This window comes from Negadavirga shengliensis, from assembly GCF_042652345.1.
In the GTDB taxonomy this organism is placed as follows: Bacteria; Bacteroidota; Bacteroidia; order Cytophagales; family Cyclobacteriaceae; genus Negadavirga; species Negadavirga shengliensis.
The window spans coordinates 76653-98882 of the sequence record NZ_JBHSJJ010000014.1; the positions used below are offsets into that span (position 1 = coordinate 76653).

The window sequence follows — 22230 nt, forward strand, 5'->3', positions numbered from 1 at the left end:
GTTTAGAGAGAAAGATTATATATAAAGAAATCGCTCATCCAAGCTATTCAGACCAGCGGGTATGAAAATATGTAGAGGGATCAGCGTCCATCCGCTGATAGGTGTGGGCTCCAAAGTAATCCCTTTGGGCCTGTATCAGGTTGGCCGGGGAACTGGCCGTAATCGCTCCCAGGAAATAATTGATGGCGTTGGAAAGGACAGGAACAGAAAACCCATGTTGCAATGCCTGGCCTACCACATAGGAAAGATCCTGCTGGTAACTTTTAAGCGCCGTCACCGCTTCATGATGAAACAATAAGCGGCTATTTTCTTTAAAAATATCCGCCAATTCCTCCATCATTACCGATCGGATGATGCAGCCATTGGTCCATATCCTTGCTATTTCCGAGAAGTCCAGCCCCCAGCCGTTTTTCTCGGACACTTCCAGCATCAGGGCAAAACCCACATCATGATTGATAATCCTACAGGCCTGGTAGGCAGCCTGCAAGCGGTCAATGAACTTGTTCTTGTCCTCCAAACCCGTCAAACGCTCCGGGTTATATAAACCTGAAGCGATGAGTCTGAACGGCTTTTTTGCTGAAAGATTTCTGGCCATCACTGCCTCTGTCAGTACACCATAAGGGACACCATATTCCAAAGCTGTATTGACTGACCATCCTCCGGTTCCTTTTTGGGCGGCCTGATCCAGTATTTTATCCAGTAAAAGCTCTTCCCCTTCATACTTTCCAAGAATATCGGTAGTAATGTCCAAAAGATAACTTCCCAGGTCGGTTTGCTGCCAGGATTCAAAAATGGACGCAATTTCTTTTGGATCAAGATCGAGATAATACCTCAATAAATAATAGACTTCTGTGATGGCCTGCATTTCTCCATATTCTATGCTGTTATGGACCATTTTTATAAAATGTCCAGACCCCTCGGGACCTACATAAGCCGTGCAGGGCCTGCCGTTTTTGTCTCTGGCAGCCATTTTCTCAAAATAAGAGGCTACCAGTGCATAGCCCTCTTTTGTTCCGCCAGGCATAATTGAAGGTCCTCTTCTCGCCCCCTCTTCTCCTCCTGACACGCCTGCGCCCACGTAATGTATGCCGTTGGATTCAAGTTGCCTATGCCTTACGTTCGTATCCTTATAAAATGAATTTCCTCCGTCAATCAAAACATCACCCGGTTCCAGAAAAGGCAGCAATTGTTCAATCTGCATATCCACAGCATTACCTGCCGGGATCATCAGCATGATTTTTCTTGGAGAGGACAGAGAATGGATGAATTTATTGAAATTATCAAATGCCCTTATATTAACATATGACGGATTGTCCTCCAAAACCCGTTGAGCAATTCCTTCTTCACTGCCCTCTACATGCCGGTTATATATAGAAAGCTGCACATTTTTATCCGCGAGATTAAGGGCGAGACTTTTTCCCATTACCCCCATGCCGATTATTCCGAATTCAGATTTGGTTTCCAATGAATTGATTTGTTCAAAAATGAAATTGACAATTGATTCGGGAGAAGACCTGATGGATACACGAATCCCGTAGTTGGGGATATCCAAGGTATCAAACTGTGAATTTAGCAACGCGGGGTTCATAAAATGCCCGACCCTGCTGTTCAGTCTTTCCGCTATCAGTGATTTTCCTCCGTCCAGCAATACCCATTGTATATCGGGTACCACCTGTAATATTTTCCTGTATTTTTCATTCAGGGCAGAACAGGCCACCACGGCCCCTTCGCTTTTGTCCCATTTAATGATATTATCCGCAATATTTTCCAGCCATGGAATCCGATCCTCATCCGTCAGCGGTATCCCTTTATTCATTTTATTTTTATTGGCTTCCGGATGGAAATTATCACCGTCAAAAAACGGCATTTTCATCCTTCGGGCAAGTAATTCCCCCACAGTACTTTTGCCACTGCCCGTTACTCCAAAAACAATTATAATCATGCCCGAAATTAATAAAAATTATCAAATTTTGATGTATACACCCAAAATCCTGTATCCTATCAGTCCATTTGAACAACCAAAGCAGAGTTTTGGGTATCAAATAAACTGATCCTAACCTCTGTTTGACGTTGCTTTATATAGGTTTCCATTCCTATAGGGATTTTGTCATGGTTTTTGCTTGGTTCCCCCGCAAAAACGCACGCCAAAATCCTGTAAAATCCGTTCCATAGCGTCACCTGCTATGCGGGTTTTATTACGTTGAAAAAATACCCGGCAAGCGGTTTTCGTCCTTCTGCCGGATAGGTTGGAAACGGTAAATTTAAGAGCCGAACCTGAAATAGGTATCAAACACATGGCCGGCAAAAAACCTACCAAAGGTGCTTACCGCTTTGAGTCCTTCCCTTTTGTTCTGTGCATGAATCGCTTTGATGGTCTTTAACTGCCGGATCAAGTCAGCTATTCGAATCACCAACTTACCTTTCCCTAAAAGCTTGCCCTCTGAAGAGTATCCTTCATACAAGTTGATAAAAAGTGTCGTCGTATCTTTCCACACGTCAATCACCCTGTCGTTGTACACATCTTTGAAGCCTTCAAAATAATAATCCGTTCCTTCCTTGCTTTTCAAATGGGCTGTGTATGCCATTTTTTTTCTGTCGGGAGCGGCTGGGTTTTCGATAAACAGGTTAAACTGTCCTCTCAAAGCGGTCATGGGATAGGGGGATATCGCCGGAGCCAGCATGGTGCCGACCATCTTAGCAGGGTGATCCGGGTCTTTCACAAAATCATTGATATCCTCGGTTTGTATGGTCAGCGTGAATTCAAATTCGCTCTTTTCCTTTTTACCCTTTTCAAATCCCACACCGTAGTCCTCCAATTCCCCCAATCCAAAAAAGCCACGCATGGTTTCGGTAAACTGGACACCCGTACCCTTAAAAGAGGTATCCTGATCCTCTATTTTGGGGGGATCAAACTCATAGGATAGTGGCCACCCTCTTTCCTCCGCGATCACCTTGCAACTCCTTTCGGCAAGGGCACTGATGGTCAGCAGGGGATTGGTCCCCACCGGTCTGGGGATCACCGCCCCATCCATGACGAAAAGCCCCTGGTGTAAAGCGGTGCCTGTTTTTTCGGAAAATACCTGCCCCTTATGGTCCACTACACCTTCTGAAGCATCATCAGCCATACCGCAACCCCCTAAAGGATGTACGGTTACCAAATCATAATTCATCAATCTGTTCCAGGTAGGGTTGGGAATTTTGGTGCCTCCCAATGCTTTGGTGGCACTTAAGATTTCCCCATTTACCTTATGAAAAATTTCCTGCTTTCCCACGCCGCGCCAGTTGATACTCAATTTCCCGTCATTCAATTCCATTTCCCCATTGCCATCATCATGGGTCATCACCAGGTAAATCTGGGTATTGTCCACCGCCCCATGGTAGGGGCCCATTACCAGACTTTTCAGTTCCCGCCATTTTTCCCTCAGATAGTCTCCTATTCCCCTGTCAGTGTCTTTGCCCACCAGCCTGGAAAAAGTGATCAGGGATTTGGCCATGATGCCCCGGATAGGGCCGGGTACCGTACCTTCCTCCAATGTCATCCCGGAATCCAGTTGTTTCCTTTCCCTCATATCTATCACACTGGTAATGCAAGGGCCTACTTTAGCGACCTGATCCGTCCCCCGGTTACCTAGGCCTATGCCGTGGATAGGCACATCATTATTGTATCCAAAGCCCAGTACATCTCCATTACCGGTAAACCTCTTTCCCAACCTATCGGAAAGCCGCAGTCCATGTTCCGCCGAACGCAACAGTATTTCTGTAGAGCCTAGAGATCCTGCGCTCAGGATCACATTTTTGGCCGTGACAAACATCAAGGGTGCATCAAAGTTTTCCCTGCCTATATTGACGGGATGAAAAAAAACCCGCCAGAAATCCCCTTGCTTCTCCAGATACCTCACGTGGATCTCTGTAAAAATATCCGCTCCATGGTTAAACGCATCAGGAAGGTAGTTCATGGCAGTGGTATTTTTTGCCCCTACATTGCACCCGGTCACACAATCCCCACAATTGGTGCACTTGGCCTGCTTGATGCCTACATGATTTTGCTTATCCTCAAATGTCACATTGATATCCAGTAGCCTGAAAGGTTCTGACATAAATTCGGCTGATCTGCGCATGGCTTCCGTTTTCTTCAAAACGGGATAACCGTTGGTGTTTTCCGGATAAGGATTGGGTTTGAGCATCTCCCAGGCCCTTTTCATGCCCTCTTCAAAGGATTCCAAATCATCCCGAATGGCCTCAGGCCAAGCCCTGTCGTTCATTACCCTATCTTCAGGCCTGATGGATACGTTGGCATTCACCAAGGAGGTCCCCCCCAATCCACAACCTTTAAAAACATTGATGCCGTTCCCTATGGTGAATTCATATAGCCCGTTCCGGTTGATCCCCGGGGATTTGCCTCTGATAAAATTCATCTCCCCGGCTGCCTGCCTAAGGTTGGTGGGAAACTGGCCTGGCAAAAATTCTTTGCCTTTTTCCAGCAAACATACCTGTTGGCCGCACCGGGCCATTCTGGAAGCAGCAATGCTGCCCCCGTAACCTGAACCTACAACTACAAAATCATACTCGGATTGCAGTTCTGTTATTGGCTTAGACAGTTTTTTCATTTTTGATAATTATGGGTTTTTCTATGAGCGAATAGTCTACAGGCCCCCCTTCAAACCGGGGGTTTTCTTCTGTACCTACATTTTTCCAGTCAGTGACTATCTGGTCCACCCCGATGGGATAGATGGTCAGGGCATCTTTGGTCAGATGAAGCCTCAGAAAATTTTTATAGCCTTCCCACCTGTAGGACGAGGCCGCTTCTGTGATGTGGTTTTTTAAAACCAAAACACTAAAAGTCAGATATATTCCAAAAATCACGGCACTGATGATCCCGCCAATGATTACCATTTCAGCGGAAAACAACAGTACCTGTTGAACATTGTTGACAGGCAGCTCCAAATGATGGAGGTTAATCCGGGAAAACCACCAGATCAACAGATAAAAGTTTGCCAGGTGAAGCAATCCGTGTATTCCTCCTGCCAGGTAATTCCATTTCTTTTTTCCACACTTTACATCGGTAAACATCACGATGCCTATCAACAGCATAATATTCAGAAAAACCGCCCCCGGATTATGCGCTGTTCCTTCTGCGATTACCGCCAGAAAAGGTTGAAACCCTCCATTGAACAGCTCTATTGATCCAAGCTTTTCCATAAAAGTCCCCCCCTCAAATGTCTTTGTTTGCAGTATCCACGAAGTGAACAGATGAAGTATCCCGAACAACACCAACATGGTCAGGCTATAAAAAGGAAACAAAAGGTTCAAAAAACTCAACCTCACCGAAGTGGCTTTTGAGGGAAAGACCTGCTGCAACTTAGCACTGTGGCCATCAATGGGGCTGATCTCATCTTTAAGCGTATGGGTTGGGTGTAAAAATGCGCCTCCTCCACCTGCGGTTATCAACTGGCATATTCTGTTTCTTTTGGTAGTTTCTTCATAACGGGCATAATGGTGAAGATCCCCCGTAAGGATGGTGGTGACTTGGATGTTTTTGTTTTTTTCTTCGTAGGCTTCATCATCCTTTCCATACAAGACCCTGTCTATGAAAAATTTGAACCTTTCATGGGCGGTGTTGGCTTGGTCAAAAGACCGGAAGACCCACGAAGGTTCTGCGGTACATAGGATAATCTTGGACGATGCGGTGAAATGGTTTTGCGCGATTTCCTTGAAATAGCAGATTTGTGGGTAGTCGATATCGGCATTGAGTTGAATATCAACTCCAATCAGCCAATAATCATGCGGCAGCTTCAAAGCAAAATAACTTCTGGTCTGTCGGGTCAGCCAGTTGCCCAGGGATCTTTTCTGGGTAAATAACCTCAGAAAATTGGTAAGACCGTCATACCAGTCGTGGTTTCCGGGGATTGCATAGACGTCGGGCCTTCCTTTGTCCTCCTCATTTTTTGGAAAAGCGGCGTTGTAAGGTCCTCTCAGGCGGTTCTCATACTCATCCATTTCAGGTGTAGGATATATCTGATCTCCTCCCATCACCAAAATATCTCCTCTTTTAAGAGGCTTCCCTTCAATTTCAAGTTGGTCCTTCGCCAAAAGATGGGCCAGCGTATAGGTGGGATTAAAGCCATCCCCCAGGTCAGAAATATAGTCCACCCAGATTTCTTCTTTATGGGAATAATCAAACGGCAGGGTCTCCTGATCCAAGGCAGCCTGCATTTCCCTTCGGTCCGCAAAATTGCCAAACAGACTAGAAAGTACTGTCTTTACCCCGGTAAAAGCCAATTGTTTGGGATCATACCAATTGACCATTGGTTTTTTCTCAAACTTCATAATCCATAAATTTTGACATCATAGCATATTTTTTTAATAACCCCCCTTTGGTTCCATCCCTTCTTCTTAAATGGGTTGAAAGCAATGCCTTTACCCTATCCAAAAATGACTGATACAAAACACACTCACAGACCGGTTTTGGATTCACGCCGGATTTCGGATAAATCAAAAAGCTGGATTTCTTGAATTCCAAACCCATCATATAACTTATAGCCCCTTTTAATACCCATTCTACCCTCAACCTATAAGCTGTTCCGGTGATGATCAAATCCGCCTCAGCCTCCAAAATAATATTTCCATTGGTATTTCTTTTCCGAATAATATGAAAAAAAACAGGGGATTCAGTTTTCAAATTAGCTATAAATACGCTGGAAAACAAATCCAAATGATACTCCTGTTCTGTATGTTCCGCGAACCGGAAATAAACGTAGTAACGCAACTTGGTGCTTTTTCCTCCCCATTCAATGAGATTGACAAATGTCCCCCTGAATGAAAGCACATCCCCTGTATCCGGGGTTTTCGTTACTTGATTGTCCATAACTTCCCCATCCCCGGGGCAATTATGCAGATAGGTTTTGGCGTGCTCGTAGCCCATATTAATGAGCTCCCTGGTGCTGACCCTGTTAAAAAACAGATCGGAATCCAGGGGTAGTGGGAAAGGGGGCTTGATCACAAATAACTTGATGGGTTTTTTCTGCCCATAGACAGCTTCCCCTTGGGATATCAGGTGATTCAGAAGCTTTATCTGCTCAAACTCTTCCCACAAGGCACCGTTTGCACTCATCTCAATGGAATGTACGTATTGGTGCAATGCCCCTCCCAGATAGGACGGATAGTTGCCGATTGCCCATACAAGCCATATTTCCTCCGCCCCTCTTTTTACTGCTTCCATCAGGTTGGCGTCTTTTATCCACACCGCATCAATGTACCAGTCACCGTTGATTTTGATAGCGGGCATAAAAATAGGCAAGGATACGCCTGCTATCAGATGGTCTTCGGTAACCACCGGTGCAGGGATGGCTTGCACGCTTTTTTCGGTAAAATTGCACACGTTAAAGGTAACCGGCATTTTAAGTTTATGGACCGATTCCATCTTAATCCCTAAATGGGGAAAGACCTTCTTCCTGATGTTATCCGCGTCCCCCATACCTTCCATTTTCCAGAGCTTCAGGTATTCACCCACGCGCCGGGTGGACAGGAAGTATTTGATCTTCAATTTCCGCCATCTCTGCGCGATCGTGCGGCTATCCAGCCCTGACGCCAACATGGCACTGTTAAATATCCCTCCAGAGGTGCCATCTGCATGATGAAATGTCATACCTGCTTCCTCCAATGCCATTAATACGCCTGCCTGATAAGCCACCCTCATGCCCCCACCGGCCAAAACCAGTGAGCGCCTTGTATCAGCTTTATTTGACTCACCGATAAGCATGGGAGAGGGTTTTTCGGGTATGAACGAATATGATCAACCATCCAATCGCTTCATAAAACAAAAAGAACATGCTGGGCCAATTCGGGCTTCCGTCCAACAACCAGGAACTTATTCTTCCAAAAATGCCCATTCCCATGGCAAACAAAAACAGCACATTCCATTTTTGATGATGGAATATTTCATCCCTAAAAGTCAGGGCCCAAATGCCGAAACCCATTTCAAGGCCTCTTAAAAAACGGTATTGACTGAGCATGTTGATACGGGATCTCTCATCCAGACTGTGTAAATCAAGTTCCATCAACATTTTAAACTCTATATTGACGTACCCGATCATTCCCCATGCGCCTGCCAGCACCACAAGACCCAAATAGGTAAAAAAGAAAAATCTGGCCATCACTCCCATTGTTTCAATTTTTGCATATAATACAACATGACAAAACCTGAAAAGAAATCAAACAAAGCCACTCCCAATGCCAGAATGGAAAACAATCCGTTAAACACGCCCAAGGTCACGGCGAGAAATGCCCCAAATTTTTGAAGCGCTGCCCACAGCAGGATGACCTTACTGGTACGGGAACTGTATAATGTATGCAGTACCATGCCTCCAAACAATGCCATAAACATTCCTATAATAGCAAAAAAATGAGCCATGGCCGGGGACACTTCCCCTTTGCCGACTATCCCCAGAATAAATTCCGGAGTAAACAACTGTACAAGGCCCGATAATACCGTGACCATGGAGATCACCACGACGAGTAGTTCAATGAACGTCTGGCTTTGAATGGTTTTGGACGGTTTACCCATTTCAGGTTCTTTGGTATCTGGGTTTGGACTTTGCTATAAAGAAATACATGGTTATCCCCCACATGAGGGTCAGTATGATCCACCTCAGGTCATTCAAAAGCATCCATTCATCCAGCAGCTGCTGCAATGTAGCTTCGTCGGAAACGCCTTCTTTGAACTGATTATTTACCTTTTCAATAAATGCCTGCTGCACAATGACCGGTATCAACAAACCCGGTATCCAGGCAAGCGGTACCCAACGCAATCCGGTATTCCATTCCGTGACCAGCATCACCACCAGGGCTATCGCCATAATGGGGATCGTAATAAAGAAAAAACGGGTTGCCAAATCGGTTTGAGGGATGATCGCATCATAATAATTTTCAAGATTAAGTGTGCGGGGATAATTTGGAAACCAGAAAAAATGCAGTGACCAAAACAGACCTAAGTACACAGACGCACAAAAGAAGATGTATGCATTATTGAGGTCAATCAAAGTTTTCTTTAAAGGGCTCATAGGTTAAAGGATAATTGAATGATAATAAAAGCGTTAAATCCGGTATTTTTCATAATCAGTATACGTGGGAGGAGCAGGCCATTCTTCGCTTAATCCCAGATGGTAGACCGATTCCAATCCTTCCGGCATGATGGAAGGAGGTTCATCGTAAGTCATGAACCAGCACTGAAAATGATCATCCAAAATGCCATTGGTAGAGGGCATATAAATGGTAAAGAAGGGGTCGGAATTAATATCGATATCCCGCAAATAGGAAACATTCGGATGTTCGCCGATATAAAGTTTAGCCTTCGCTTTTCCGAAAAGGTTGATTCCCGCCTTGGTCTGAAAATAGATATAAGAAGCCATCAACATGTTCCTGAACCTGCAGTAATTGGTAGCGCCGATCTTCACTCTCAGTGAAGGGGAGGTTGGTTTCTCGATTTCTATGCGGAAGGCAAACTGTCCGTCTTTTTCGTACTGGCTGCTGACGGTATGCTCGTTTTCAATAAAATCAAGGCTGGCAATATGTTTGGGCATACCCCAAATCCCCTTACCTCCTTTTACGGAAATTTCAGTGCTCACCGGCAGATCCAAAATATACTGGCCGGTACCGTATTGTCCTACAAACAGCGTATTGAGCAAGCGGGGAGCAGGTTTACGGCCGTGGGTACAGCCTATGGCAATGCTGTATTCGATATATTTACCGATACTGGTCTCAAGGTAATTGATGACAGTTATCAGTAAAACTGCCCTGCCGTTTGGCAATCGCAAGGCATGAATTTCATTGCCTGGCAGGAGCGCGTTGGCTTTCTCCCAATCACAGGAAAACCCTGCCATTAAGGCGGGGGAATTGCTCGCGCTTATAGGCATTTTATAAGGAATACCGTCTACCAAGGCATACCTGCCTGTATACTTTTTGATTCTTTTCGGTGGCATGGAACTGTTAGCCTAAATCCAATTCTTTAATCATTAATGGAAACACATCTTTATGCGCATTTTTCCCAAAAAATATATCCAAATGGCTGTACTCATCCATCAAGTATAATTTGTGGAAACCCTGTTTCTGGTTCTCCAGATATTCAAAAGTCCGCTCCTGGCTTTCCGGGAGAAAACATTTATTCTTCACACCTCCAAAAAGCACAATTCTGGCATCTGTTTTTAGCGGATTCGCATCATACTGGGTACCATTGCCCGATGATACAAGTACCCCTTGTTTAACACAGCTACGGATATGTTTGAAAAAAGAGATGGGTACATGGGCAAATTCATACTGAATCCAGTCCATCGTTTTCTCATCAAGGTTTTCCAATTCCCACAATGCCGGAAACCCCGAACCATAAGTAAAACTCACCAACTTACCCACTGTGGTATCCGCTTCCCAATGAGTTGCTTTTACAATTTTTTTGATCACCTTCGATTTAAAATCCGGGGCATCTAAGCCCCATTGAGGATTGAGGTAATTAAAAAACTTACCTACAAACGGCAAAAACATATTAAGTTTAAAAGCGGAAAACCGGGGCACCACAGGATGTAGGGATACCGCGTTGCTGATAATTAAATTCACTTGGGGCAGTAAACCCATGGCCGCCGAAATCATGAAACTGGTACTTCCCTGACAATGGATAATGGCTTTTATTTCCTCACTCCCCGTTAATTCAACCACTTTCTGTACCGCCGCCGGGTGATCGTTTTTTGCCACAAGGTCCAGATCCCATTCGTTGGGCTCCAGCAGAATGCTTCCCCTCCAGTTTTCAAGCCAAACATCATAGCCCGCCTCCGAAAGCATATGGATGATGTTTTTATGAGTAGGGGGATTGAATATGTTGCTGCTGACTCCCGCGCCATGTACCAAGAGCACGGGACCTTTGGTTGGATTGGGGGAAATAAAATGTTTCAGGTTGCACTTGAATCCATCTAAGGCATCAAATTCTATGGTATCAAAACGGCTCTTCATAATACGCTTTTTCGCTCTGTTAATTTAACCAAATAAAAAACAATAAAAAACTAATCAAGCCACCATATAATCAAACAAAATGATGCTATACTAAACAAAATCTACCAAATACCAATTATCATATAAATCCCTTAATTTTGAGATATATTTTCATCGAAACCCAATGACTATGACTGCTTTTAACCAAATCATTTTAGCTATTATTCTGTTCTTACTACTTAGCCAATGCGGATCTTCGAATAGTACCCGTGAGGAAGATATTCAGGCTATAAAAGCCATGAGCAATGCCCGGGCAAAGGCCTTTAATGAGGGAAATGCAGCAGAAATTGCCAGGCATTTTACGGAGGATGCCTCCCTGATGGCACCCGGAAAACCTACTCAAAACGGTCCTGAAGCTGTGCAGGCCTATTATCAAAGTATTTTTGACGAATACGATACCGAATTGGAAAGCGGCTATGAGGAAGTTAAGGTGGATGGTGATCTGGCGTATGGAAGGGGGTTTGCCAAAGTAACCTTACACCCCAAAAACGGTGGTGCACCGATAAGGTCCACCTCCAAATACCTCAATATTTTGGAAAGACAGCAGGACGGTTCCTGGAAGACCACCCATGACATCTGGAACGGCAATGAAGAGTGACATATGCCCGTTAAGCAGGGTCCACATCCACAATTATTCTGGCCCCTTTGAAGTCTTTTTGGGAATTCAGAAATACGGTCTTTTCCACCAGTTCCTGCTTGAATAGGGTTTGGGCATTCCCGGTCCGGTCAAGCTTGGCCCACAGCTCGTAGATATATTGGTTCTTAATCTTAGCGACCAGCCCCTTTTCCGGGCCTAAAATTATTTTCTTTACCTGTATGTCCATCAAAAGGTTCCTAAGATTTTTGGCGGTTTTTTCGGCTACGAACCTGTCCTTGTGTTTTACAGTTATCTTGATGTTTTTAACAAAGGGGGGATAAAAAAAACGCTGTCTTTCAGCGATTTCCTGCTGATAGAAATCAATGTAATTTCCTCTGATAATCTGATTGAAAATCAACTGATCCGGCTTTCGGGTTTGAATGATGACGTGACCCATTTTGTCCCTTCTTCCTGCCCTACCGGCAACCTGGGTAATCTGTTGAAAGGCCCTTTCCCCAGAACGGAAGTCCGGAAAATAAAGGATCCGGTCCGCATCCACTATGCCTACCACAGTCACTTTATCAAAATCAAGCCCTTTTGTAATCATCTGGGTGCCAACCAATATATCAATATTTCCGGCACCGAAATCCTCCAACAGCCGCTGGTAGCCATATTTTGAGCGGGTGGTATCCAAATCCATCCGTGCGATTCTGGCTTCGGGAAATAAGAGGGAAAGGTTTTCCTCTATCCTCTCCGTTCCCGTTCCTACACTGGAAAGCTTTTGACTCCCACAGGCATGACAACTGACCGGCACTTTGTCTTTAAAACCACAATAATGACACCTCAATTCCTCTCCAAACTGATGGTAAGTAAGGCTGACATCACAATGCTCACATTGAGGTATCCATCCACATTCGTCACATGAAATATAGGGTGCATACCCCCGCCGGTTTTGAAAAATCAACACCTGTTCCTGCCGGTTGAGCGCCTCCTGGATTTTCTCCCTCAATAACCTGGTAAAATCCAGCTTTAGCAGGTTCTTTTTCTTGTCCTGTAGTATATCCGCTAAATGGAATTTGGGAAGCTGCGCTTCCCCGTACCGTTGATCAATAAACACATACCCATATTTCCCGTTTTCTGCATTGTGGAAAGACTCAAATGCCGGGGTGGCGCTTCCAAGCAGCGCATTGGCCTGATGCAGCCAGGCCAACATGACAGCAGCATCCCGCGCATGAAACCGTGGTGCAGGATCAAATTGCTTGTAGGAAGGTTCATGTTCCTCATCCACAATGATTAACCCCAAGCTGTCAAAGGGTAAAAAAATGGAAGAGCGTACCCCCACTACAAAGTTGTATTTGCCTTTCAGCACCCCCTGCCACACTTCCACCCGCTCGTTATCAGAATATTTGGAATGGTAAACCCCCATCTGGCTGCCAAATACGCTTTGAAGTCTGGTTACCATATGGGTAGTGAGTGCGATTTCAGGAAGCAGCAACAGCACTTGGGAGCCGCTTTCCATCACTTCCCTGATAAGCCGGATATAAATTTCCGTTTTACCGCTTCCGGTGATCCCATGCAGCAATACGGTCTGCTTGGATTCAAATTGACGTTTGACAGCTTCCAGTGCTTCTTCCTGAAAACCGGAAAGGCCCATCCTGTCGTGGTCCACCATGCGGTCTTCAAAACGGCTAATGGTCACCTTAAACTCCTCAAACACCCCGTTTTTTATCAAAGTGAGCAGTGAGCTCGGTGAACAACCTCCTTCGGTGACGGATTTTTTTATCAAACCCTTATCATTCAATTCCGGTTGATGAAATACAGGAACCTGCTGCAGGTACTTAAGCAGTACCTCTTCCTGTTTAGGTTTTCCCGCTATGGTTTCGAAAAGTTTCTCCAACGCTTCCTTGTTCTCTACATAAGCGTTTTTCAGCCGGATCCTTGTCTCAATCTTTGGAGTATATTTCTCCTTTAGTTGTTCGTACACCAATATCGCCCTCTTTAAGAGCAGGCTTTTGATGATTTTATGGGTGGACTTGGATTCCAAAAGATGTTCACAAGCCTCTACACTCAGTTCATCCCGCTTTTCCAATGCTTCCAGGATGATCCATTCCCGGTCATCTATGGGGATTCCTGGGTTTTCGAGGTCAAAATCAGGATGCAGCTGAACTTTGCTTTCGGTGCTGAGCTTAAGGCCGCTGGGCAGGGCTGCATTCATCACTTCTCCTATATGGCAGCAATAATAGCCGGCCATCCAGTTCCAAAATTTTATCTGAAGGGCATTCACTACGGGAAAATCATCCAAGAGATCCATAATGGGTTTGGCAACGTATTGCGCCGGTGGTTTTTGGTGCACCTTTCCCACGATGCCTGTGAGGATTTTTTTCTTGCCAAACTGCACAATGACGCGGAAACCAATCCCAATTTTATCTTGGATTTCATCAGGCACCCTGTAAGTGAACCACTTGGGTATGGGCACCGGAAGGATAACATCAGCAAATAAATTCTTTGATTCTTTTTTTACAGATGCTGTCTGGCCAAATAAATCTTCCAAAAGCCTATTGATTAAAGTTCATTTATACAAAAAAACAAGTTAAAGCTTCGGCAACTGCGGAAGAGCCTCCTCGATCGCCGTGACCGGTCTTTGACAGGTTTTGTTGAAGCACACATAAATAAGTGCCTCTCCGTCTTTATTTTCAGTTTTATCAGACAATAAAGGTATCTCTTTATCCGCGGTATCGGAAGCAGCTATCACGCTATTTGGGTGATAAGAACGATGTAAGCCCAATGCTTTTTGCTTTGCCCCTCTTCCTACAACAGCTATTTCAGCTGTAGGCACCAGCTGTTCCAGATACAGACTGGCCCAGTTAGCCATAAACCCGGGCTCCTTGATCAAAATGCCATGCAATAGGCCCAACATCTTTTTCGCCTGTTTTTGGAAAGGCTCATGGTAATAATACAAGCCCAACTGATGGAGGTTTCTGGCCATCATGGAATTACTGGACGGGATCACGTTGTCAAATAGTTCTTTTTTATTGGCTATCAGTTTTTCTGCGCCGGGGTCATTGAAATAAAACAGATGATCTGTCCGGTCCAAATAGCGCTGAAGCGCTCCCTCCGTCAATAATTTAGCCCTTTGCAACCAGGCCCCGTCAAACCCGGTCCCGTACAGATCAAGGAATGCCTGGATCACGGCGGCATAATCTTCCGAAAAAGCCGGGGTATAGGCCTCGCCATGTTTATAATTTCTGTAAAGGCGTCCATCCACCACCATTTCAGACCAAATGAATTCCCCACATTTGCGGGCCATTTCCAAAGCTTTCTTATTGCCGGTGGCCTTGTACACCTGGCTTAGTCCCGAGATGGCAAGGCCGTTCCATCCGCTGATGATTTTATCATCCAGGCCCGGCTTGATTCTGTTTTCTCTTACCGCAAGCAAACGTGTTTTGATTCCGGCCAACCTTGCTTTCAATTCATCCGGCTTTAAACCGGCTTGCCGGGCGTTTTCGTCATAAGATGTTGTCTGAAAAAGAATATTTCTGCCAGGTTCCCAGTTCCCCTCTTTTTTTACAGCATATACGTTGCAAAACCAGGCCATATTCTCTGCCAAGTGTTCAGTCAGTTCTTCATGGGTCCATGTATAGTATTTCCCCTCTTCCCCTTCGCTGTCCGCATCCAAGGCCGCATAGAAACCGCCTTCGGGATCAGTCATTTCGCGCTCAAGCCAGGTAACCGTTTCTTCCAGTTTCTCTTTGTAGAAATCATCTTTACTGTATTGATAGGCTTTGGCATAAAGGGAAAGCAGCTGTCCGTTATCATATAGCATCTTTTCAAAATGGGGGGCAAACCACTCACTGTCCACACTGTACCTGGCAAACCCTCCCCCTATGTGATCATAAATACCTCCCATGCCTATTTTTTTCAGCGTGAAAAGTACTTTTGCTCCCAGATCAGGGTCCTCATTCAAAATGGCCAGGTCCAATAAAAATGCCCAAATCGCCGGCATGGGAAACTTGGGGGCCCTTTTCAGCCCTCCCCATTCCGGATCAAAGCCGCGGATAATGTCCTCCCCTATTTTCAACAATTCGGCTTTGGATAATCCCTCCTTCTCTTCCTTTAGCCCATATTTTTCAATGGTCTCCCTACTCAGGCTCCTCCCAAATCCTTCGGCGCTTTCCAATAACTGCGCATGTTGATCAACAAAAGCCCGGCTAATGCTGCCAAGTACCTGGATCCAGTTTTTTTTGGGAAAGTAAGTCCCTCCATAAAAAGGTTTCTGATTGGGCATCAGGAAAACATTCAAGGGCCATCCTCCCTGTAATCCCATCACCTGCACCGCCTCCATATAGATATTGTCCAGATCAGGCCGCTCCTCTCTGTCTATCTTGATGCAGACAAAGTTAGCGTTCATCATTTCAGCCACTGCAGCATCCTCAAAGCTTTCCCTTTCCATTACATGGCACCAATGGCAGGAAGAATAGCCTATACTGACCAGTATCGGCTTATTTTCCCTCTCCGCTTTGGTCAACGCCTCTTCCCCCCAGGGAAACCAGTCGACGGGGTTGTGGGCGTGCTGTAACAGATAGGGGCTTTTGCTGTGGATCAGTCGATTGGGCATGGCGGTTATGCTGTTTGTTTTATTTGTTTGTCTATGGCTTCCATTTCTTCAGAATAGTCCAAATAATCCGGCATTTCGGTTATTTTTTCCAGCAATCTCATCAGGAACTCCTTGTGGGCATTTGACCGGGGATTGAAAGGTCTGTGGCTTAGGGCTTGTTTTACATTTTCCACCCTTTTAAGTAGCTTGCTGGTCCCGCTGTCAAAGTAGCAAGCTTTAAAATGTTCCCACACATAATCCTCCGCCGGACCGGAGGGGTGAATCATGTCCGGTTTATAAAACCTGTAATCCCTGAGATCATCCATCATCAATTCATAGGAAGGAAAATAAGATACTTTTTCAAAATCCTTCTCTAAACGATGGCAAAGTAGCCTCAATTGGCTTTTGCTGACCTGATTCCGGAGCATTCCCTCTCTGATGTGTCTGACGGGGCTTACGGTAAGCACTATTTCCACGTTGGGATTATGCGCCATCTGCAACTGGAAATAGGTTTCAAAAGCAGCCATCATTTCGTCCGGCTCGAGCATCCTCCTAGCAAACCGTGAGGCCGGTTGTTTGTGACAGTTGGCCACCAAGGCCTTTGGTTCCAATAGCTCAAAGACAAAAGCGGTTCCCAGTGTGATAAATACATGGCTTGCTTCCAAAAGGCACCGTTTTACCAGCCGTTGGGTGTCTCTTAACAACAGCAACAATTCCTCCCGAGAAGAGGCATTGATTTCAGAATGCACCTGATAGTGAAAGTACCTTTCGTCTTTGGCAAGCACCAAGGTTTCCGGAAATTCCTTATCCGACAAAGCATTGCTCAGTAGAGAAAAAAGGGAAACCGGGTTATAAACCACGCCGTAGGGATTAGCCAGCACTTTGAATTTTCCCTGAAGAAGTTTATCGCCGATTATATCTGAAAAACAGGAGCCGATGCTTAACACTTTCTCCTTATGGCAGATCTTTCTCTCACATGCGGGTATCTCAAATGTAGTTCTGAACACTTCCATAATTTATCCTAAAGAGAGATTAAAATTAGCACAAATTACAGGGCTTTGCTATCAAATAGGTTAGAATAAAATCATCCCACAGGTCTTTAATTAATTATCAATTCATCAACTATGTTTATTCATTGTTATTAAATAATTAATAAATAAACTCTCTATTTGCATAATAACAAATAAATACTGAATATTGCCCTATATATACTAACAATCATCCTAACTCAATAAATTCATCATGAAAACAAGCGTATTAGAAAAAACCGTTGAAAGCACTATTGAAAAACTGAACAAGTTAAAACTCGACGATACATTGACTGCAGAGCTGCAATGGTGTCTCGGGAGCTACAGGCACGACAAAAATCCGGAAGGATTATTAGAGAAGTCCCTTATTGCCCTGACTTTATTGAAAGAAAAAAGAGAAGAAAACAGCAAGGCTGTTTCTAAAAAACTGATAGCAGATTTGGAAAAGTTGGTTGTAGACTAAAAAAGCCAGGAAAATTCCTGGCTTTTTTAGCTATATGCAGTAAAGCTTATTCAGCAACTACACTGAATTTTACGTTGGTTTTTACTTCCCGGTGCAAATCAATTTCTGCTTCAAAGTCACCCGCGGAAGTAACAGGCTGGCTGATGGAGATTTTCTTTCTGTCCACATCAATGCCTTTCTCTGCCAGGGCATCTGACAACTGCAAAGTGGTCACTTTCCCAAATATTTTACCGGATTCACCGATTTTGGCTTTGATTTCCAAGCTTACCTTTTCTAATTTCTCAGCAATGGCTTCGGCCTCTTTTTTGATTTTATCGGCCTTATGGGCAGCCTGCTTGATATTTTCTTCCAGAATTTTCTTATTGGAAGGAGTAGCCAAAACGGCGAAACCTTGGGGGATCAGGTAATTCCTTCCGTAACCTGGCTTTACATCTACCAAGTCATTTTTATAACCGAGTCCTTTTATATCTGTCTTTAAAATAACTTCCATTATTGTATTAATTTAATTGGATGAATGAAACCATCTTAGGATTATTTCAATCCGTCTGATACATAAGGCAACAGGGCTAAATGCCTGGCCTTTTTGATAGCTTGGGCCACTTTCCTTTGGTATTTGGCGGAGTTCCCGGTAAGCCTTCTAGGAAGTATTTTTCCTTGTTCGTTTACAAATTTCAACAAGAAGTTGGGATCTTTATAATCGATATACTTGATCCCCAGTTTTTTAAACCGGCAATATTTTTTCTTGTTCTGTTCTCTGTTGATCGGTTCGTTTTTTAATGTCATTTTGCTGGCTCCTCCTTAGCTTCTGATTTTTTGTTGAATTCCCCTTTTCTTCTTCTTTCAGCATATACGATGGCGTGTTTATCCAATGCTGTGGTCAAAAACCGGAGAACGGTCTCATCTCTTCTGAATTCAAGTTCAAATTTCTTGATCACAGTAGGATCCGCGTTGAACTCAACCAACACATAAAACCCGGTACTTTTCTTCTGGATGGGATAGGCGAGTTTCTTCAACCCCCAATTTTCCACATTAATAATTTCTGCCCCCAATTCTTTTAACAAGCCTACATACTTGTCAACGGTATCCTTCATCTGGATTTCAGACAAAACGGGAGTAAGGATGAATACCGTTTCATAATTCTTTTGGAACATTCTTTTTGTTTTTTTAATTAAACTTCCTAAAAACAGATCGCAAAATTAGCGTTTTTGATCCAAACAACAAAATAGTGTGGGCCTATTTTACCTCAAAAGTTCTGCTGCCAATCTCCTCCCCATCTGAAAAGATCCTAATGGTATAAACCCCTTTCGCATAATCCGACTCCTTTTCATAAAAATAGGTCAGCTGCTGCTTCGTGTTATTGAACACGATGTCTTGTTTGGCAGTAAAGAATTCTTCCCTGCCATCGATTTCAAAAGTTCCGGATCCTTTTGCGATATCAAAAATAACCTGGTCATTAGGCCCAAGCACCTGCACGTAGATATCCCTCGTTCCAGCCGGGGCCACCTGGTTGTCGGCGATATGGAAGGATATTTTCAGTTTGGAGAGTTGCCTGTTTCTAAACTCATCCTCTCTTTCCCGGCCCCGTGCATTCACTGCAGCCACCGCAATATTTTCCGCCCTGAGTTTGGCTGCCAGGTTCACTTTTTCAACCAACTCTTCAGCCCGGATATTGAGCTTCACCACTTCCTCCTCAATTTCCGCCTTCGAACTTTTCAGCTCTTTGTTTTCTGTATATAGCTGTTCGTTCTGCTCTCTCAATCTGACAATATCGGAATCCTTTTCCTTCAACAGTTTTCCATAACTGTCTATTTGGGCGTTCAGCTTGGTTATTTCCTCGGTAGTTCTGCTTCTTTCGAGATTCCTCTCTCTGATCAATTGTTCCCGGATGGCTACCAGGGAGTCTACATTTCCGCCCAGTTTTTCTATTTCCTGAATCCTAAGATCCAATTGAAAAGTAATGGAATCCAAACGAATATTCAGATCACTGTTTTCTTCCGTGAGGATAAGTATCTCTTCGTTCTTCTGATTTTTTTCTTTATGATCCGAAAAAAGTCGCCATCCACTGATGAGCACCAACAAGATCAAGACAATGATCAGAATATTTTTACCCTTTTCCGTGTTGATTATTTCGGACTTGCCCTTTTCCTCATTCATTATGTGTAAATTTTTAATATAGGCTAATGTGTATTACAGATATTATTATTTGATATTCAAAAACCAACCGATAACAATCCAAGTGCAGCGTAGCCCTGGTTTAATAGAAAGTACAATCATAATATTATGCAATTTTTAGACCAATTCTTATACATTTTTAAAAAGAGATGATCTTACCACAAATAACGGTGATTATCAGCTAATTACTTAATTCAAAGCAAAAATAAAAAAACGGTTATACCAAAAAAAACCTCAGTAGTATAGAATACGGTTACCACGCTGCACTGATGGGTTGAAAAACAACACGCCACATTCAAAAAAATCCAAACTTAAAGTCACTCCTGAAAAGTCTTTTACCGTTTCCCAGGCCTTCTTCATGCCTGAAGACCAATGGATGTCCCCGATTACCATAATACTTTCTGCATGCAGGTAGGGCCATATCATCTGACAATACGCCAGCGTGGCCTCATAAGTATGGTTCGCATCCAGAAGGGCAAAATCAACCGGCAAACCTTTCTTTAAAACAAGGGGCAGGTTACCGGTTATGTCCCCCTCCACAAAATGTATATTCTCTTTCCCATCAAGCAAATTTCTGGCCAACGCCACCAACGAACCGGCCCCTTCAAAAGTATACAGGTCCCCTTTGGTCACCTCCGCCAAATAAGCCGTATTTAATCCCACACTGGTACCCAATTCCACTACCATGTGCGCAGGAGTGGACCGGCACAAAAACTGATAAAGCAGGGAATATTTCAACGGGCTGCTGCTATAACGTGTAATCGAGGAGAGTTTGCGCCGATTCCCTGACAAAAACCGGGATCCTGCCCCCATATCCTTTATCTGCACATATTCCTTACTCCGACGCAGTGCTCTTCTTCTTTCCTCCAGGACGGGATTTCCTTTTTTATTTTTCTTTCTATAATTCAGAAGTGACGTATATAAATGATAGAGGAACGGAGATTGAAGGCTGTAGGCGCTTTCCCGTAAAAAAAAATATTTGCCATATTCCCAAAGATGAAAAAACAATAGCAACCGGTTAATTATCAAAAACATCAGCTATCAACTGAAACTCCGGAATCCCCACTTCGATGATTTTCCCATCCATAAGCTTTTCCACCTCATATTTACCTTTCATTTTTCCCATTCCTGACCGCAGGTTACAACCGGAAACATATTGATGGGTTGCCCCTGGTTCAAGAACAGGCTGTTGCCCTACCACACCGTCTCCCTCTATGATTTTAAGCGTTTCACCTGCGTCATATATTTCCCATCTTCTCCGAAGCACCTGTATGGTGGCTGGGCTGTAGTTTTCTATGGTGACTTTGTAGGTAAATACAAAATGATGCTGATGAGGACTGGAAAATTCCTGCTGATAAGTCGATTCTACGCTTACTTTTATCCCTTCCGTGATTGCAGTTACCATTTTGATTTTGTCTTTCAAAAACTTATTCGAAATTTAGGGTTTGGAATCAAATATACCAATTTATATTATTTAAATGGACGTCAAAATTGAGAAAACCTGGAAAGAAATGCTATGCCAGGAATTTACTAAACCCTACTTTGAAAATCTGGTAAATTTTGTAAAGAATGAATACAGGTCCAAAATCATTTATCCTAAAGGTAAAGATATATTCAATGCTTTCCACCATTGTCCCTTTGACCAGGTAAAAGTGATCATATTGGGTCAGGATCCTTACCATGGACCCGGACAGGCACATGGCTTGTCATTTTCTGTGCAGGAAGGTATCCCCTTTCCTCCATCACTGGTTAACATTTTCAAAGAGTTGAAAGAAGACACAGGTACTCCCATCCCGCCCCATGGCAACCTTGAAAAATGGGCAAAACAAGGAGTGCTTTTGCTTAATGCCACCCTCACCGTAGAAGCCCATAAGGCAGGAAGCCACCAAAACAAGGGCTGGGAACTGTTTACCGATGCGGTGATCGAACAGCTGGCTGTTAGAAAAGAAAACCTGGTTTTTATGCTTTGGGGAGGCTACGCGAAAAGAAAAGCGGACAAAATCCCCCCAAACAGGCACCTTAAGCTCTATGCCCCCCATCCCAGTCCACTGTCTGCCCATAGAGGCTTTTTGGGATGCAGGCACTTTTCCCAAGCCAACGCCTATCTACGGGAAAACGGGATGAATGAAATAGTTTGGTAACGGGAAATAGAAAGTCTTCGTTTTGCTGTGGGGCATTGGTCTTTTGCGGCCTCTGATGGGGTTGAATAGAGCGGCCTCGATTACAGCGAAGCTAACGGAATATCGTCACAAACGACCTTACGGATGCTATTGCAATGAATGTGACCTGTCATATGACAAAATCATCTCAACGGCTTTTGTCTGGAAAAACGGATATTGATCAATTCGATTTGCTTCTTTCT

At 44.1% G+C, this 22230-nt stretch carries 21 protein-coding genes; 3 read left to right on the forward strand and 18 right to left on the reverse strand.

All coding sequences use genetic code 11. From position 1 onward, the window contains the following. Positions 1-43: 43 nt before the first annotated feature. The 9 genes from gndA to ACFPFU_RS19845 all read right to left on the reverse strand — a co-directional run bounded on the left by gndA (position 44) and on the right by ACFPFU_RS19845 (position 10995). Positions 44-1942, reverse strand: coding sequence for an NADP-dependent phosphogluconate dehydrogenase (gndA, locus tag ACFPFU_RS19805; protein WP_377067348.1), 1899 nt, complete (start codon positions 1940-1942; stop codon positions 44-46). A 319-nt stretch (positions 1943-2261) separates the two neighbouring features. Next, a complete protein-coding gene (locus ACFPFU_RS19810) occupies positions 2262-4607 on the reverse strand; it encodes a GMC family oxidoreductase N-terminal domain-containing protein (protein WP_377067350.1) in 2346 nt (781 codons plus the stop codon). Then, positions 4591-6327 (reverse strand): metallophosphoesterase, encoded by a 1737-nt coding sequence (locus ACFPFU_RS19815; RefSeq protein WP_377067352.1) that lies wholly within the window; start codon positions 6325-6327, stop codon positions 4591-4593. Before ACFPFU_RS19815 ends, ACFPFU_RS19810 begins: the two co-directional genes overlap by 17 nt. Continuing rightward, positions 6317-7759, reverse strand: coding sequence for a patatin-like phospholipase family protein (locus ACFPFU_RS19820; protein ID WP_377067354.1), 1443 nt, complete (start codon positions 7757-7759; stop codon positions 6317-6319). Before ACFPFU_RS19820 ends, ACFPFU_RS19815 begins: the two co-directional genes overlap by 11 nt. After that, positions 7746-8153, reverse strand: coding sequence for a DUF4345 family protein (locus tag ACFPFU_RS19825; RefSeq protein WP_377067356.1), 408 nt, complete (start codon positions 8151-8153; stop codon positions 7746-7748). The genes ACFPFU_RS19820 and ACFPFU_RS19825 overlap by 14 nt, the downstream gene beginning before the upstream one ends. After that, on the reverse strand, positions 8153-8563 hold the full coding sequence (locus ACFPFU_RS19830) for a patatin (RefSeq protein ID WP_377067358.1): 411 nt from the start codon (positions 8561-8563) through the stop codon (positions 8153-8155). The genes ACFPFU_RS19825 and ACFPFU_RS19830 overlap by 1 nt, the downstream gene beginning before the upstream one ends. A 1-nt stretch (position 8564) precedes the next feature. After that, positions 8565-9059, reverse strand: coding sequence for a hypothetical protein (locus ACFPFU_RS19835; protein ID WP_377067360.1), 495 nt, complete (start codon positions 9057-9059; stop codon positions 8565-8567). Positions 9060-9092: 33 nt separating this feature from the next. Then, a complete protein-coding gene (locus tag ACFPFU_RS19840) occupies positions 9093-9977 on the reverse strand; it encodes an acetoacetate decarboxylase family protein (RefSeq protein ID WP_377067362.1) in 885 nt (294 codons plus the stop codon). Positions 9978-9984: 7 nt separating this feature from the next. Then, the gene (locus ACFPFU_RS19845) at positions 9985-10995 is read right to left on the reverse strand and encodes an alpha/beta fold hydrolase (protein ID WP_377067364.1); all 1011 of its coding nucleotides are present in this window, start codon (positions 10993-10995) and stop codon (positions 9985-9987) included. 169 nt (positions 10996-11164) lie between these two features. Here ACFPFU_RS19845 and ACFPFU_RS19850 point away from each other — a divergent pair, with 169 nt between their 5' ends. Beyond that, entirely contained in the window at positions 11165-11632 is a 468-nt protein-coding gene (locus tag ACFPFU_RS19850) for a YybH family protein (protein ID WP_377067366.1), read from the forward strand. 10 nt (positions 11633-11642) lie between these two features. Here the strand turns inward: ACFPFU_RS19850 and priA are convergent, their stop codons facing one another. The 3 genes from priA to ACFPFU_RS19865 are packed head-to-tail and all read right to left on the reverse strand — an operon-like array spanning position 11643 to position 17218. After that, positions 11643-14162, reverse strand: a complete 2520-nt coding sequence (gene priA / locus ACFPFU_RS19855; protein ID WP_377067368.1) for a replication restart helicase PriA — start codon at positions 14160-14162, stop codon at positions 11643-11645. 39 nt (positions 14163-14201) lie between these two features. Continuing rightward, complete coding sequence (locus ACFPFU_RS19860; protein ID WP_377067370.1) at positions 14202-16226, reverse strand: thioredoxin domain-containing protein; 2025 nt, start codon at positions 16224-16226, stop codon at positions 14202-14204. A gap of 5 nt (positions 16227-16231) precedes the next feature. Next, positions 16232-17218 carry a GSCFA domain-containing protein gene (locus ACFPFU_RS19865; protein ID WP_377067372.1) on the reverse strand — a complete coding sequence of 329 codons (987 nt, stop codon included), beginning with the start codon at positions 17216-17218 and terminating at the stop codon, positions 16232-16234. 229 nt (positions 17219-17447) lie between these two features. On the opposite strand from ACFPFU_RS19865, the gene ACFPFU_RS19870 reads away from it, so the two are divergent. Further along, complete coding sequence (locus ACFPFU_RS19870) at positions 17448-17696, forward strand: hypothetical protein (RefSeq protein WP_377067374.1); 249 nt, start codon at positions 17448-17450, stop codon at positions 17694-17696. A gap of 46 nt (positions 17697-17742) precedes the next feature. Here the strand turns inward: ACFPFU_RS19870 and rplI are convergent, their stop codons facing one another. The 6 genes from rplI to apaG form a co-directional block, all read right to left on the reverse strand. Continuing rightward, the gene (gene rplI / locus ACFPFU_RS19875) at positions 17743-18186 is read right to left on the reverse strand and encodes a 50S ribosomal protein L9 (RefSeq protein ID WP_377067376.1); all 444 of its coding nucleotides are present in this window, start codon (positions 18184-18186) and stop codon (positions 17743-17745) included. A gap of 41 nt (positions 18187-18227) precedes the next feature. After that, positions 18228-18479, reverse strand: a complete 252-nt coding sequence (rpsR, locus tag ACFPFU_RS19880) for a 30S ribosomal protein S18 (protein ID WP_377067378.1) — start codon at positions 18477-18479, stop codon at positions 18228-18230. Next, complete coding sequence (rpsF, locus tag ACFPFU_RS19885) at positions 18476-18847, reverse strand: 30S ribosomal protein S6 (protein ID WP_377067380.1); 372 nt, start codon at positions 18845-18847, stop codon at positions 18476-18478. The genes rpsR and rpsF overlap by 4 nt, the downstream gene beginning before the upstream one ends. Positions 18848-18929: 82 nt before the next feature. Continuing rightward, positions 18930-19850, reverse strand: a complete 921-nt coding sequence (locus ACFPFU_RS19890) for a hypothetical protein (protein WP_377067382.1) — start codon at positions 19848-19850, stop codon at positions 18930-18932. 252 nt (positions 19851-20102) lie between these two features. Further along, the gene (locus tag ACFPFU_RS19895) at positions 20103-20876 is read right to left on the reverse strand and encodes an O-methyltransferase (RefSeq protein WP_377067384.1); all 774 of its coding nucleotides are present in this window, start codon (positions 20874-20876) and stop codon (positions 20103-20105) included. Positions 20877-20886: 10 nt separating this feature from the next. Then, the gene (apaG, locus tag ACFPFU_RS19900) at positions 20887-21273 is read right to left on the reverse strand and encodes a Co2+/Mg2+ efflux protein ApaG (protein ID WP_377067386.1); all 387 of its coding nucleotides are present in this window, start codon (positions 21271-21273) and stop codon (positions 20887-20889) included. A gap of 73 nt (positions 21274-21346) precedes the next feature. Between apaG and ung the strand changes: the two genes are divergently transcribed. Next, the gene (ung, locus tag ACFPFU_RS19905) at positions 21347-22009 is read left to right on the forward strand and encodes a uracil-DNA glycosylase (RefSeq protein ID WP_377067388.1); all 663 of its coding nucleotides are present in this window, start codon (positions 21347-21349) and stop codon (positions 22007-22009) included. Positions 22010-22230: the final 221 nt, after the last annotated feature.